This is a genomic window from Cryobacterium sp. HLT2-28, from assembly GCF_004402495.1.
Lineage (GTDB): Bacteria > Actinomycetota > Actinomycetes > Actinomycetales > Microbacteriaceae > Cryobacterium > Cryobacterium mannosilyticum.
Genome location: NZ_SOFH01000017.1, coordinates 1 through 14,923, shown reverse-complemented (window position 1 = coordinate 14,923; position 14,923 = coordinate 1). Strand labels below are relative to the sequence as shown.

Annotated in this window: 12 protein-coding genes and 1 pseudogene; all 13 read left to right on the top strand. The window is 64.5% G+C overall.

What is annotated here, in order from left to right; genetic code table 11:
* The first annotated feature begins 42 nt into the window (after positions 1 to 42).
* The 13 genes and pseudogenes from mmsA (E3O48_RS06880) (at position 43) to E3O48_RS06820 (ending at position 14,828) form a co-directional block, all read left to right on the top strand.
* Positions 43 to 1,563: a multiple monosaccharide ABC transporter ATP-binding protein gene (gene mmsA, locus E3O48_RS06880; protein WP_370249440.1), complete on the top strand. Its 1,521-nt coding sequence runs from the start codon at positions 43 to 45 to the stop codon at positions 1,561 to 1,563.
* A complete protein-coding gene (gene mmsB / locus E3O48_RS06875; protein WP_134508397.1) occupies positions 1,560 to 2,741 on the top strand; it encodes a multiple monosaccharide ABC transporter permease in 1,182 nt (393 codons plus the stop codon). Before mmsA (E3O48_RS06880) ends, mmsB (E3O48_RS06875) begins: the two co-directional genes overlap by 4 nt.
* 411 nt (positions 2,742 to 3,152) lie before the next feature.
* Positions 3,153 to 4,703 carry a multiple monosaccharide ABC transporter ATP-binding protein gene (gene mmsA / locus E3O48_RS06870; RefSeq protein ID WP_134537830.1) on the top strand — a complete coding sequence of 517 codons (1,551 nt, stop codon included), beginning with the start codon at positions 3,153 to 3,155 and terminating at the stop codon, positions 4,701 to 4,703.
* Entirely contained in the window at positions 4,700 to 6,028 is a 1,329-nt protein-coding gene (gene mmsB / locus E3O48_RS06865; RefSeq protein WP_134508401.1) for a multiple monosaccharide ABC transporter permease, read from the top strand. Before mmsA (E3O48_RS06870) ends, mmsB (E3O48_RS06865) begins: the two co-directional genes overlap by 4 nt.
* Positions 6,029 to 6,096: 68 nt before the next feature.
* A complete protein-coding gene (locus E3O48_RS06860) occupies positions 6,097 to 7,188 on the top strand; it encodes a sugar-binding protein (protein ID WP_134508403.1) in 1,092 nt (363 codons plus the stop codon).
* 293 nt (positions 7,189 to 7,481) lie between these two features.
* On the top strand, positions 7,482 to 8,495 hold the full coding sequence (locus tag E3O48_RS06855; protein ID WP_134537829.1) for a hypothetical protein: 1,014 nt from the start codon (positions 7,482 to 7,484) through the stop codon (positions 8,493 to 8,495).
* A gap of 517 nt (positions 8,496 to 9,012) precedes the next feature.
* A complete protein-coding gene (gene nrdH / locus E3O48_RS06850) occupies positions 9,013 to 9,246 on the top strand; it encodes a glutaredoxin-like protein NrdH (protein ID WP_134363478.1) in 234 nt (77 codons plus the stop codon).
* A gap of 78 nt (positions 9,247 to 9,324) precedes the next feature.
* Positions 9,325 to 9,729 carry a class Ib ribonucleoside-diphosphate reductase assembly flavoprotein NrdI gene (gene nrdI, locus E3O48_RS06845; protein ID WP_166788639.1) on the top strand — a complete coding sequence of 135 codons (405 nt, stop codon included), beginning with the start codon at positions 9,325 to 9,327 and terminating at the stop codon, positions 9,727 to 9,729.
* Positions 9,730 to 9,734: 5 nt separating this feature from the next.
* Positions 9,735 to 11,867, top strand: coding sequence for a class 1b ribonucleoside-diphosphate reductase subunit alpha (nrdE, locus tag E3O48_RS06840; RefSeq protein ID WP_134537931.1), 2,133 nt, complete (start codon positions 9,735 to 9,737; stop codon positions 11,865 to 11,867).
* Between the two features lie 63 nt (positions 11,868 to 11,930).
* The gene (nrdF, locus tag E3O48_RS06835) at positions 11,931 to 12,905 is read left to right on the top strand and encodes a class 1b ribonucleoside-diphosphate reductase subunit beta (RefSeq protein WP_134508909.1); all 975 of its coding nucleotides are present in this window, start codon (positions 11,931 to 11,933) and stop codon (positions 12,903 to 12,905) included.
* Between the two features lie 38 nt (positions 12,906 to 12,943).
* Entirely contained in the window at positions 12,944 to 13,360 is a 417-nt protein-coding gene (locus tag E3O48_RS06830; RefSeq protein WP_134537828.1) for a nuclear transport factor 2 family protein, read from the top strand.
* Between the two features lie 95 nt (positions 13,361 to 13,455).
* A pseudogene (locus E3O48_RS06825) lies at positions 13,456 to 13,680 on the top strand (DUF1059 domain-containing protein).
* Positions 13,681 to 13,685: 5 nt separating this feature from the next.
* A complete protein-coding gene (locus tag E3O48_RS06820; protein WP_241982434.1) occupies positions 13,686 to 14,828 on the top strand; it encodes an EAL domain-containing protein in 1,143 nt (380 codons plus the stop codon).
* Positions 14,829 to 14,923: the final 95 nt, after the last annotated feature.

Genomic DNA, 14,923 nt, shown 5'->3' with positions numbered 1-14,923 from the left:
CCACCGGAAGAAGAAGTAACGGTGACCACAAATATTCTCGAGATGCGCAGCATCACGAAAACCTTCCCCGGAGTCAAAGCGCTTCAGGACGTCTCCCTCGCGGTGCAGCGGGGCCATATTCACGCGATTTGCGGTGAGAACGGCGCAGGAAAATCCACCCTCATGAAGGTGCTATCGGGGGTCTACCCGGCCGGCACCTACGACGGTGAAATCGTCTTCGAAAACGAGACCGTCGCCTTCAAATCGATCAACGAATCCGAAGCCACCGGCGTGGTCATCATCCACCAGGAACTCGCACTGAGCCCCTTCCTGTCCATCGCCGAGAACATCTTCCTCGGCAACGAGCAGCAGTCGGGCGGCTGGATCGACTGGAACAAGACCAACCTCGAGGCCGCGAAACTGCTCGCCCGGGTCGGCCTCAAGGACAACCCGATCACCAAGGTGCGCGACATCGGCGTCGGCAAGCAGCAGCTCGTCGAGATCGCCAAGGCGCTCTCCAAGGAGGTGAAGCTCCTCATCCTGGACGAGCCGACCGCCGCCCTGAACGACGAGGACTCCGCGCACCTGCTGGACCTGATGAAGCATCTCAAGGGCCAGGGCATCACGTCGATCATGATCAGCCATAAGCTGAACGAGATCAAGGCCGTCGCCGACGAGGTCACCATCATCCGTGACGGCAAGCTGATCGAAACCCTCGACATGCACACCGACGACATCTCGGAAGAACGCATCATCAAGGGGATGGTCGGCCGTGACCTCGGCAGCCGCTACCCGGACCACACGCCGCACATCGGCGAGGAGCTCCTCCGGGTCGAGGACTGGAACGTCTACCACCCGCTGGACCACCAGCGCAAGGTCGTCAAGGACGCCAACATCTCGGTCAGGGCCGGCGAAATCGTCGGCATCGCCGGGCTGATGGGCGCGGGCCGCACCGAACTCGCGATGAGCGTGTTCGGCCATAGCTACGGCCACAACATCTCGGGCAAGGTCTACAAGAACGGCGCCCTCGTCGACACCAGCACGGTGGCGGCCGCGATCGACCACGGCCTCGCCTACGCCACGGAGGACCGCAAGCGCTACGGCCTGAACCTGATCGAAGACATCAAGCGGAACATCTCGCTGGTGTCGCTGCACAAGATCTCGAAGCGCGGCTGGGTGGACTCCAACCAGGAGATCGTCGTCGCCGAGGGCTACCGCAAGAGCATGAACATCAAGGCCCCCAGCGTCGAGGCCCTGGCCGGCAAGCTCTCGGGCGGCAACCAGCAGAAGGTCGTGCTGTCGAAGTGGATGTTCTCCGACCCGGATGTCCTCATCCTCGACGAGCCGACCCGCGGCATCGACGTCGGCGCCAAGTACGAGATCTACGGGATCATCAACAAACTCGCCGACGACGGCAAGGGTGTGATCGTCATCTCGTCCGAGCTGCCGGAGCTGATCGGCATCTGCGACCGGATCTACACGATCTTCGAGGGGCGCATCACGGCTGACGTACCCCGCGGTCAGGCGACCGCCGAATACCTTATGCAACACATGACTCAGGAAAGGGAGAAGGACAACCGATGAGCGCGTTCAGATCTGCACTTAATTACCTTGGCAGCCAGCTTCGCCAAGTCGGCCTCATCATCGCCCTTCTCGCGATCACCATCTTCTTCCAGATCGCGACGAGCGGCATCACGCTCAAGCCGATCAACGTGTCGAACCTGATCGTGCAGAACAGCTACATCCTGATCCTGGCCGTCGGGATGGTGATGGTCATCATCGCCGGCCACATCGACCTGTCGGTCGGTTCCGTCGTCGCCTTCGTCGGCGCCATGGCTGGTGTGATGATCACGCAGTGGAACATCCCGTGGTGGGCCGCCATCGTGCTCTGCCTCGGCGTCGGCGCGGTGGTCGGAGTGTGGCAGGGGTTCTGGATCGCCTACTTCGGGATACCGGCCTTCATCGTCACCCTGGCCGGCATGCTCACCTTCCGCGGCCTCACCCAGATCGCCCTGCAGAACCAGCAGATCTCCCCGTTCCCGGACGAGTTCCGCGCACTCGGCAGCGGATTCCTGCCTGACCTGGGCGGCGGAACGACTCTGCTCGAGCCTCTCACGATGGGTATCGGACTGCTGGCGACGGCGCTCCTGGTCGCCCAGGGCATCCGTTCTCGCCTGGCCCGCAAGAAGTACGACGTCGAGGACGAGCCGTTCGCCTGGTTCATCCTCAAGCTCGTCTTCACGGCCGGCATCATCCTCTTCATCACCTACCTGCTCGCCAGCTACCGTGGCACCCCGATCGTGCTCGTCGTCCTCGGCCTGCTCACGGTCGTCTACGCGGCGGTGATGGCCAACAGCGTCTTCGGGCGGCATGTGTACGCGATCGGCGGCAACCTCAACGCCGCCGCCCTGTCGGGCATCAAGACCAAGCGCGTCACGTTCATGCTGTTCGTGAACATGGGTGTCATCTCCGCCCTCGCCGGGCTCATCTTCACCGCCCAGCTGAACCTGGCCAACCCGAAGGCCGGTGACGGTTTCGAACTCGACGCCATCGCCGCGGTCTTCATCGGTGGTGCCGCCGTCACGGGCGGCATCGGCACCGTCACCGGCGCCATCATCGGTGGTCTGATCATCGGGCTGCTGAACAACGGCATGTCGATCCTCGGCGTCGGCACGGAATACCAGCAGCTGATCAAGGGTCTCGTGCTCCTGGCGGCCGTGGCGTTCGACGTCTACAACAAGCGCCGCTCCGGCGGTCGCTGACCAGTCAGTGGAGAAGGGCCCGGTGTCGTCGACACCGGGCCCTTCTGCGCGCGGGGCGTGGGCGCATCCGCTAGCCGTGACGGCCACTGGGGAGTACGATCCGTCTTTATCAAATCAACGGGGCGAGGGCCGGTCCGCACCCGCGGAACCAGCTCTGGCCGGGCGTTACCCAAGCGTGACTAACTTTCCCTTGACAGCGCGCGGGTCGCACGCAAACATAAACAATGTGATCGGTCACATTGAGTTGGCCGTGGTCAAGGTCAGTGACACGACATCGAGGTCAAGCTGTGAGAACACTAGTACAACCGCCCGGGGCTGCCCGCACGACTTCCGCCGACGCGCTTCACGGGGCCACATCTGACCTGTCTCCGACGTCGCCCGGCCAGTCACGCCGCGGTGGGGAGGCCGGCCATGTCCGCTGAACCAATCATCCTCGAGATGCGTGCGATCACCAAGGAATTCCCCGGCGTCAAGGCGCTCTCGAACGTGTCGCTCACGGTCAGGGCCGGCGAGATCCATGCGATCTGCGGCGAGAACGGAGCCGGCAAGTCCACCCTGATGAAGGTCCTCTCCGGCGTCTACCCCTACGGCACCTACTCGGGCGACATCGTCTACCAGGGCCAGGTCATGCACTTCAAGGACATCCGCTCGAGCGAGGCCGCCGGGATCGCGATCATCCACCAGGAGCTCGCGCTGGTCCCCGAGCTGTCGATCACCGAGAACATCTTCCTCGGCAATGAGCCCACGAAGTGGGGAGCGATCGACTGGATCACCGCCAAGAAGACGGCTCTCGAGCTGCTCGCCCGGGTCGGCCTCCGAGACGACCCCGACACCCTGATCAAGAACATCGGCGTCGGCAAGCAGCAGCTCGTGGAGATCGCGAAGGCGCTCAACAAGTCGGTCAAGGTCCTCATCCTCGATGAGCCGACCGCGGCCCTGAACGAGGCCGATTCCCAGCACCTGCTCGACCTCATCCGGGGTCTCAAGGGCAAGGGCATCAGCTCGATCATGATCTCCCACAAACTCAACGAGATCGAACAGGTCGCCGACTCGATCACGATCATCCGGGACGGCCTGACGATTGAGACGCTCGACGTGGTCGCGGACGGTGTCAACGAGGATCGGATCATCCGCGGGATGGTCGGCCGCAGCCTGGAAAGCCGGTTCCCCGACCGCACGCCGCACATCGGCGACGTCTTCTTCGAGGTGCGCAACTGGAACGTGCAGCACCCGCAGGTCGCCGAGCGGATGGTCGTCAAGAACTCCAGCCTCACCGTTCGCAAGGGCGAGATCGTCGGCATAGCGGGGCTGATGGGCGCCGGCCGCACCGAGCTCGCGATGAGCATCTTCGGGCGGTCCTATGGCAACTTCCTTTCGGGGCAGGTGTTCAAGGACGGCAAGGAGATCGAGTTGCGCAACGTGGCCGAGGCCATCGACCACGGCCTCGCCTACGTGAGCGAGGACCGCAAGGCGCTCGGACTCAACCTGCTCGATGACATCAAGCGGTCGATCGTGTCCGCGAAGCTGTCCAAGATCTCGGCGGGCCCGGTCGTCAACGACTCGAAGGAGTACGCGATCGCCGAGCGCTACCGCACCAGCCTCCGGATCAAGACGCCCAGCGTCGACGCCGGCGTCAACAAGCTCTCGGGCGGCAACCAGCAGAAGGTGGTCCTGGCCAAGTGGATGTTCACCGACCCTGACCTGCTCATCCTCGACGAACCGACCCGAGGCATCGACGTCGGCGCCAAGTACGAGATCTACGGCATCATCCAGGAGCTGGCGGCGCAGGGAAAGGGAGTCATCCTGATCTCCTCCGAACTCCCCGAGCTGCTCGGCCTGGCCGACCGGATCTACACCGTCTTCGAAGGCGCGATCACCGACTGCATCCCGGCCGAAACGGCCGACCCGGAAACCCTGATGAAAAGTATGACCTCCGCAAGGAAGAAGGTTCACAGCATATGAGCGCAGACACGAGTCCCCGGGGCGGCCTCAGGGACCTGAAGAAGATCTTCGGCGGCGGCAGTTCCAACGTGCGCCAGTTCGGCATCCTGTTCAGCCTGATCGCCATCGTCGTGCTCTTCCAATTCCTCACCAACGGGCTGACCCTCTCCTCAGGGAACCTGATCAACCTGGTCAGTCAGTACTCCTACATCCTGATCCTCGCGATCGGTATGGTGATGGTGATCATCGCCGGCCACATCGACCTGTCGGTCGGCTCCGTCGCCGCATTCGCGGGCATCGTGGTGGCCACCGCCATGCAGGAATGGAACCTGCCCTGGCCGTTGGCGATCCTCCTCGGACTCGCCGTCGGGGCGCTGATCGGCGCCTGGCAGGGCTTCTGGGTCGCCTACATCGGTGTGCCGGCCTTCATCGTCACCCTCGCCGGAATGCTCATCTGGCGAGGTGGCAACCAGGTCATCGGCAACGCGAACACCGTTCCGGTCCCCGAAGGCTTCACCACGATCGGCTCCGGCTACCTTCCGGAGGTGGGCCCGTTCACCGGGTACAACAACTTCACCCTGCTGCTCGGCCTGATCATCGTCGTGGCCGTCGTTATGGTCGAATGGCGCGCCCGCCGCGTGCAGAAGATCATGGGTTCCGAGCCCGCGCCACTCTGGGTCAGCATCCTGAAGGTCGTGCTTCTCGACGCGGTCGTGATCTACGCGACGGTGCTGTTCGCCGGTGGCCGGGTCGGCACGAGTTTCCCGGTGTCGGGCATCATCCTCGGCGTCCTCGTGCTCTTCTACTCATTCATCACCCGCAACACGATCTTCGGCCGTCACGTCTACGCGGTCGGCGGTAACAAGCTCGCAGCCGAACTGTCGGGCGTCAAGTCCCGCCGGGTCAACTTCCTCGTGATGATGAACATGTCGATCCTGGCCTCGCTGGCCGGCATGATCTTCGTCGCCCGCTCGGTGGCATCCGGACCCCAGGACGGCCTGAGCTGGGAACTCGACGCGATCGCGGCAGTGTTCATCGGCGGCGCGGCCGTCTCGGGCGGTATCGGCACCGTGACGGGCTCCATCGTCGGTGGCCTGGTCATGGCCGTGCTGAACAACGGGCTGCAGCTGCTCGGTGTCGGCGCCGACCGGGTGCAGATCATCAAGGGCCTGGTGCTCCTGATCGCGGTGGGTGTCGACGTCTGGAACAAGAGCCAGGGCCGGCCTTCGCTGATCGGGTTCCTGACCCGCAAGAACAAGACGGGCGAGTTCCCCGCCGAACCACCGGCCGTGGTCCCGACCTCCGGCACGCCGGACACCGCGCGGCCGTCGGACGTCTCCACCTGACCCCGCCCGTTTCCGGGCGTCGCTTCACCCTTCCCTGCACCAACCTCTCCCACAGAAAGTGATTGACAATGCGAAAACTCCTTACGACCACCGCGATTGCCGCGGTCGCCTTGATGGCGCTGTCGGGTTGCTCGACCCGCACCGACACGACGGGCGGATCCAGCGCTGCTGCCGGATTCCCCGCCGATTCGCTCATCGGCATCGCTCTCCCCTCGAAGACCTCTGAGAACTGGGTCCTCGCCGGCGGGCTGTTCGAAGACGGCCTCAAGGCCGCCGGGTTCAAGGGCGACGTGCAGTATGCCGGCGCCTCGACCACGGTCAAGGACCAGCAGGACCAGATCTCGGCCATGGTCACCAAGGGTGCCAAGGTCATCATCATCGGCGCCGCCGACGGTGGCCAGCTCGGCACCCAGGTCAAGGCGGCCCACGACGCCGGCGCGATCGTGATCGCCTACGACCGGCTCATCCTGAACACCGCCGACGTCGATTACTACGTCGCCTACGACAACTTCAAGGTGGGTGAACTCCAGGGCCAGGCGCTGCTGGACGGTCTCAAGGCGAAGAAGCCGGCCGGCCCGTACAACATCGAGCTGTTCTCCGGTTCCTCGGACGACGCCAACGCCCCGGTCTTCTTCAACGGCGCGATGAGCGTGCTGCAGCCGAAGATCGATGACGGCACCCTCGTCGTCGCCTCGGGCCAGACCGACATCAAGCAGACCGCGACCGCCGGCTGGAAGGCCGAGAACGCGCAGAGCCGGATGGACTCGCTCCTCACCAGCACGTACGGTGACAAGGCCATCGATGGCGTTCTCTCCCCGAACGACACCCTCGCCCGCGCTGTCATCACCTCGGTGAAGGCCGCCGGCAAGCCGATCCCCGTCGTGACGGGTCAGGACTCCGAGGCGGAGTCCGTCAAGTCGATCATGGCCGGTGAGCAGTACTCCACCATCAACAAGGACACCCGTGTTCTCGTGGCGCAGGCCATCGACATGGCCAAGGTCCTGCAGAAGGGCGAGACCCCCGAGGTCAACGACACCAAGTCGTACGACAACGGCAAGAAGATCGTGCCCGCCTTCCTGCTCCCCCCGGTCATCGTGACCAAGGCCAACGCGGCCGAGGCATACGCGAACGACCCGAAGCTGTCCCCGCTGACCAAGTAGCGGCCAGCCTCACAGCGCAGGCAGAAAGGGCCGGTCCCCTCGGGGGCCGGCCCTTTCCGCGCGCCCGGCCCGCGACCCCCGCCGTTGCCGCGGCGCTTCAGCGGCTCGCGGCGCACCCTTGGACACGCGGCGCGCGGTAGAGAGTGCGCCCGCTTCCGCAAGGTGCGCCAGGACAGGGAACGACTGCGCGAGAGCTCGGGGAGCGCGGTTGTCCACAGGGCGGCATCCGTCTGACTTGTCCACGGATGCGACGGTGCACCGTGCCGGGGCGCCGGCCAGAACCACTGTGGCGGATGACTGTTATCCGAAATGCCCTCAGGTCCGACCTGCTCGACGCCGTCAGTGCGCGGCACGACGGGCTCATCCCCGCCGCGGCGTTGCGGGAGAGCGGCTTCACCTCGCACGCGGTCGGGGTGCTGGTGCGGGGAGGGTCGCTGGTGCGCCCGCGCCGGGGAGTCTACGTGCCGGGCGAGGTGTGGCGTTCCGCCGACCCCGACGAGCGTTACCGCCTTTTCACGCGGGCGACGGTGGCTTCGGCCGAGCGACCGGCGGTGGTCTCCCACCTGTCGGCTGCCGCGATGCACGGCCTGCCGGTCATCGGGTCCTGGCCGCCCGTGGTGCATACGCTCAACCCCGACGCCTCCGGTGGCGGCACTGCGCGTCACACGACCAGTCATCGCGGGGCGCCGGCTCCGCAGATCGAGGTGATCGCCGGGATTCACGTCACCTCCCTTGCCCGAACCCTCGTCGACGTTGCCGCGGCCACGAGCTTTCTCACGGGGGTCGTGATGATCGATCATGCCCTCCGTGTCGACCAGGAACGCGTGGCCAGTGGGGCGCGGCGCGGCATCGTCCTGCCTGCCGCCCTGACCAAAGCCCACCTGTTCGCCGAACTCGCGACCGTCAACCCGCGGTTCGGCGCCCGGCAGGCCGACCGGGCGATCGAGTTCGGGAATGGGCGGTCGGCAAACGGCGGGGAATCGTTGAGCCGGGTGCGGATCTTCCAACTCGGATTCGAGGTGCCCGAGCTGCAGGTGCCCTTCCTGAACGTCGACGGAAGCGACTACTGGGTCGACTACTACTGGCGGAGGATTCGCAAGATCGGTGAGTTCGACGGAAAGCACAAGTACACCCGCGGCAGAGTGCTTGCGGGGCGGGACCCCGGGGAAGTGGTGTGGCAGGAGAAACGCCGAGAGGACGCCTTGCGGAGGCACTCCGACAGCTTCGACCGCTGGGACTGGGACACCGCGTTCTCGCCCACCCTCTTCCACCGGTTCCTGAGCGAGCGCGGCGTGCCGCGGGCCTGACGGAACCGGTGCCGTCGGGGCCGGGGTGTTCCCCTGGTCGGGCTGCTGCTGCGGCCAGGCTCGAAAGTCGCGGCGCACCTTTGGGAAGCCGGCGCACGTTGCAGGGTGCGCCGGGTCGCCGAAGGTGCGCCACGAACGATCGGTGCGGCGACCGGTGCGGCAACCGTGCGGGCGGCGGCCGTGCGGCGCGACCAGGAATCACGACACGCCGTTTCTGTTTCCACAGGGGGAAACTTCGGCCGGGGGCCGGCCTGTGGATAACTTCGCCGCATGCCGCGGAGAATGGGCGTTGTTGCATCCGCCGGGCTGTGCACAACCGGTGGAATGTCGGTGGATAACTACATAATTGTAATTACTGCATGTAGTGGCCATTCCCATTTCCGATCACTACATGTAGTATAAAAGTTCAACACAGCACGCCTTGAACTTCAGATTTCACATGAAAACCGATTTTGAGCACTGAGTTTGAATACTGAGTTTGAATACTGATTCCTGAACGACGAGAAAGGCCCTTCCCATGGCAATCACGGTCTACACCAAGCCCTCCTGCGTGCAGTGCACGGCGACCTACCGCGCCCTGGACAACAAGGGCATCGAATATGAGATCCTCGACCTCTCGGTCGACGAGAACGCCCTCGAAGCCGTCAAGGCCCTGGGCTACCTGCAGGCTCCCGTCGTCATCACCGACGAGGACCACTGGTCGGGCTTCCGCCCCGACAAGATCAACGAACTCGCACAGCGCCTCGCCTGACCGCCCGGCTCAGGCCGCGGCTTCCAGCGCGCCGCTCAGGCACGCACGACTGTCATGCACACACGAAGGGGGTGTTCAGTGACCGATATCGTCTATTTCTCCAGCACCTCGGGCAACACGCACCGCTTCGTTGAGAAGCTGGGCCGCGCCGCGGCCCGCATCCCGCTCTACGCGCGCGACGAACCGTTGCGGGTCAGCGAACCGTACGTCCTGGTGGTGCCGACCTATGGTGGCGGCGAGACCAAGGGCGCGGTGCCCAAACAGGTGATCAGATTCCTGAACGACGAGCACAACCGGTCGCTCATCCGCGGGGTCATCGGCGCGGGCAACACAAACTTCGGCACGGCCTTCTGCGTCGCCGGCGACATCATCGCCGCGAAGTGCAAGGTGCCTCACATGTATCGATTTGAAGTACTTGGAACTCCGGATGATGTGCGCATCGTTCATGACGGATTGGAAGAATTTTGGAAGCAACAGCCGTGAAGACGATGACTCACCCGGCCCCCGGCCTGGTGATGGACTATCACTCCCTCAACGCCATGCTCAACCTGTACGGCCCGAACGGGGAAATCCAGTTCGACAAGGACCGTGAGGCGGCGCGGGAATACTTTCTGCAGCACGTCAACCAGAACACGGTGTTCTTCCACAGCCTGCGCGAGCGCCTCGACTACCTGGTCGAGAAGGAGTACTACGAGCAGGCCGTGCTGGACCAGTACTCGTTCGAGTTCATCACCAGCCTCAACGACCTGGCCTACTCGAAGAAGTTCCGCTTCCAGACCTTCCTCGGCGCATTCAAGTACTACACCTCGTACACGCTGAAGACCTTCGACGGCAAGCGCTACCTCGAGCGCTTCGAAGACCGCGTCGTGATGACCGCCCTGGGCCTCGCCCAGGGCGACGAGAAGCTGGCGATCGCCCTCGTCGAGGAGATCATCGCCGGCCGTTTCCAGCCGGCCACTCCGACGTTCCTCAACTCGGGCAAGGCCCAGCGCGGCGAACTCGTCTCCTGCTTCCTGCTCCGCATCGAAGACAACATGGAGTCGATCTCCCGCGGCATCAACTCCTCGCTGCAGCTCTCGAAGCGCGGCGGCGGCGTCGCGCTGCTGCTCAGCAACATCCGTGAGTCCGGCGCGCCGATCAAGCAGATCGAGAACCAGTCCAGCGGAATCATCCCCGTGATGAAGCTGCTCGAAGACTCCTTCAGCTATGCGAACCAGCTCGGTGCCCGCCAGGGTGCCGGCGCGGTCTACCTGCACGCCCACCACCCCGACATCATGCGCTTCCTCGACACCAAGCGGGAGAACGCCGACGAGAAGGTGCGGATCAAGACGCTGTCCCTCGGCGTCGTCGTGCCCGACATCACCTTCGAGCTGGCCAAGAAGGACGAGGACATGTACCTGTTCTCGCCCTACGACGTCGAACGCGTCTACGGAGTGCCGTTCGCGGACATCTCCGTCAGCGAGAAGTACCACGAGATGGTCGACGACTCGCGGATCAAGAAGTCCAAGATGAAGGCCCGCGACTTCTTCCAGACGCTCGCAGAGATCCAGTTCGAGTCCGGCTACCCGTACATCATGTTCGAAGACACCGTCAACGCGGCGAACCCGATCAAGGGCCGCATCAACATGTCCAACCTGTGCTCGGAGATCCTCCAGGTCAACACGCCGACCACGTACAACGAGGACCTGTCCTACGACCAGATCGGCAAGGACATCTCCTGCAACCTCGGGTCGATGAACATCGCCCTGTCGATGGACTCGCCCGACTTCGGCAAGACCGTCGAGACCGCCATCCGCGGCCTCAGCTCGGTCTCCGAGCAGAGCCACATCTCCTCCGTGCGTTCGATCGAAGACGGCAACGACAAGTCGCACGCCATCGGCCTGGGCCAGATGAACCTGCACGGTTACCTTGCCCGTGAGCGGGTGTACTACGGCAGCGAAGCGGCCATCGACTTCACCAACATCTACTTCTACACGGTGCTGTTCCATGCCCTCCGCGCCTCCAACACGCTGGCCGTCGAGCGCGGCCACGCCTTCGTCGGCTTCGAGGACTCCACCTACGCGTCCGGCGCGTTCTTCGACAAGTACACCGACCAGGTCTGGGAGCCGGCCACCGCGCGCGGCGCCGAGCTGTTCGCGCAGGCCGACGTGCACATTCCCACGCAGGCCGAGTGGGCAGAGCTCAAGGCATCCGTCATGGAACACGGCATCTACAACCAGAACCTGCAGGCCGTGCCGCCGACCGGGTCGATCTCCTACATCAACAACTCGACCGCATCGATCCACCCGATCGCGTCGAAGATCGAGATCCGCAAGGAAGGCAAGCTCGGTCGCGTCTACTATCCGGCGCCGTTCATGACGAACGACAACACCGAGTTCTACCAGGATGCCTACGAAGTCGGCTACGAGAAGGTCATCGACACCTACGCCGCTGCCACGCAGCACGTGGACCAGGGCCTGTCCCTGACGCTGTTCTTCAAGGACACCGCCACGACCCGCGACATCAACCGCGCACAGATCTACGCGTGGAAGAAGGGCATCAAGACCATCTACTACATCCGTCTGCGCCAGATGGCTCTCGAAGGCACAGAGGTGGAAGGCTGCGTCTCCTGTGCACTATGAGTGAGTCGCTGTGAGGATTCTGGAAGTGAAATTTGCTGTGTGTGGCCAAAAAAGGAACAACTCATGATTGACAAGCTCAAGCTCGTCTCGCACGTCGATGCGATCAACTGGAACAAGATCGAAGACGAGAAAGACGTCGAGGTCTGGAACCGGCTCACGAACAACTTCTGGCTGCCGGAGAAGATCCCGCTCTCCAACGACGTGCAGTCCTGGAACACGCTCACCCCGGTCGAGCAGCAGCTCACCATGCGGGTGTTCACGGGTCTCACCCTGCTCGACACGATCCAGGGCACGGTGGGCGCCGTCTCCCTGATTCCGGATGCGATCACCCCGCACGAAGAGGCCGTTTACACGAACATCGCATTCATGGAATCGGTGCACGCGAAGAGCTACTCCTCGATCTTCTCGACGCTGGCGTCGACGAAGGAGATCGACGAGGCGTTCCGCTGGTCGACGGAGAACGTGAACCTGCAGCGCAAGGCCGAGATCGTCATGGACTACTACCAGGGCGACGACCCGCTCAAGCGCAAGGTCGCCTCGGTGCTGCTCGAATCGTTCCTGTTCTACTCGGGCTTCTACCTGCCGATGTACTTCTCCAGCCGCGCGCGCCTGACGAACACAGCCGACCTCATCCGTCTGATCATCCGGGATGAAGCGGTGCACGGCTACTACATCGGCTACAAGTACCAGAAGGGGCTCGAGGCGGCCACGCCGGAGCGCCGCGAGGAGATGAAGAACTACACCTTCGAGCTCATGTACGAGCTCTACGAGAACGAGGTGCAGTACACGCAGGACCTCTATGACGAGGTCGGCCTGACCGAGGACGTCAAGAAGTTCCTGCACTACAACGCCAACAAGGCGCTGATGAACCTCGGCTACGAGGCCATGTTCCCGAAGGCCGTCACCGACGTGAACCCGGCCATCCTGTCGGCGCTCTCGCCGAACGCGGACGAGAACCACGACTTCTTCTCCGGGTCGGGTTCCTCCTACGTCATCGGCAAGGCCGTCAACACGGAAGACGCCGACTGGGACTTCTAACCACGACAAGGCCCGGCAGGACCGCTTCAGGAGGAGAGATGAGCGTCAGCATTGCCACGCTGGTGGCCGCGGTCAACGACCACGACCTGGACAGGATGCTGGCGCTCTTCCATCCCGACTACCGGAGCTTTCAGCCGGCCCATCCGGATCGCACTTTCGTGGGGAGCGCCCACGTGCGGGCCAACTGGCATGCGATGTTCGCGGGGATTCCCGACTTCCGAGCGGAGCTCGGGCGGGTGGTCCAGGACGGTGCGACGACCTGGTGCGAATGGACCTGGTCCGGCACGCGAATCGACGGCCGGTCCTTTGAAGCGCGCGGTGTTGCGATCTTCGAGTCCCGAGACCAGGCGATCATCACGGGAACGCTCTATATGGAGGATGTCGAGACCGACGGACTCGGCATCGTGCGGGCCGTTCAGGGCATGTCGGGACTCTCGCCCGTCGATGGCGCGTGATCTGGACGGACTTTCCGCAGCCCCGCACAAGCCGGGCACCCGAGTGAGCCGGTCGGCCGCTTACCGTCGTCGGTTGCCTGCCGACAGTGTCTTGGATGCGTTCGTCGCGTGACGACGCAACCCGAACTCTGAAAGGGACACTGATGAAGTCATTCGCATGCGGGGACGTCGTGCCGGGCTGTGAGGCCCGCTGGGTGTGTTCAACCGAGGACTAGCTCCTCTTCACGGTGGCGGCGCACGCCGCGACTGCCCACGGTCTGGCCGAGGTGTCGCCCGAACTGGACCAGGCCGTGCGTGCGGCCGTCGTCACGGTCGGTTAGACAGGGTGCCGGGCAGTCCGGCGGACGCCGGCGCGCAGCCCGTCCCCGCTGACTGGGACGCCATGCTGGCGGCGGCCTGCCGCGGCGAGGGAGTGTCGACGGTGTTCCAGCCGATCGTCGACACCCGGCGTGGCGCCGTCGTCGGCTACGAGGCGCTGACCCGGTTCACCGGCTTCACCGAAGGCAACCCCGAAACCTGGTTCCGCGCTGCCCGCGCCCACGGGCGGGCGGAGGACCTGGAGGTTCTCGCGCTCCGCACCGCCCTCCGGTCGAGGCCGACGCTGCCGGCGAACTGCTTCCTCACGGTCAACGTGTCGCCCGATCTGCTCTCCACCGAGAGCGTGCGCGAGGTCTGGCGCGATGAGGGCGACCTGTCCGGCCTGATCGTCGAGCTGACCGAACAGGCCCGGATCGAGTCATATCTGGCGCTCGAGCCCGACCTGGACCGGCTCCGGGCCGCCGGGGGCCTGATCGCCGTGGACGACGCGGGAGCCGGCTATGCCGGCCTGCGCCACCTGCTGGCCATCCGGCCCTCGTTGATCAAGCTCGACCGCGCCCTGGTCGAGGACGTCGACCGTGACGAAGCGAAGCGGGCCCTGATCGAGATGATCGGCACGTTTGCCGGCCGCGTCGACGCCTGGCTGCTGGCAGAGGGGGTCGAGCGCGTGGACGAGCTCGACGCCCTGGCCGAGCTCGGCGTCCCGCTCGTGCAGGGCTACGTGCTGGCCCGGCCGGCCCCGGCCTGGGCCGGGATCGACCAGGACGTGGCTCTTCGCCTGGCCGGGCGAAGCACTCCCGCCCGAAAACGGGTCGTCCGGGACTTCCTCGAACCTGTGCCGACGGCCACGAGTGTGGTCGAGGCAGCGGCCGCCTTCACGGCCGATCCGCGACTGAGATCCGTCGTGCTCCTCGACGAGTTCCACCGGCCGACCGCGGTCCTCGACGCCGACGCTTCGCAGCTGGGCGTGCTCAGCCCCGGCATGAGGGTCAACCTCGACACCCCGTTGACTGAGGCTCTCAATCGGGCCATGACCCGGGATGCCGGGACCCGGTTCGAGCCGCTGCTGGCGACCGACAACGCGGGCCGGTACACCGGCCTGGTGCGCCTCGAACGACTGGTGCAGGCCCTCTGTGAGGACAGCGGCTAGATGAGTGAGTCCTAATCGATTGTCGGTAGCGGTACACGTCTAGTCAGATCGGACTGGCCCGGCGTGGACGCTGTTAATCGAAGGCGGAGGGTGTT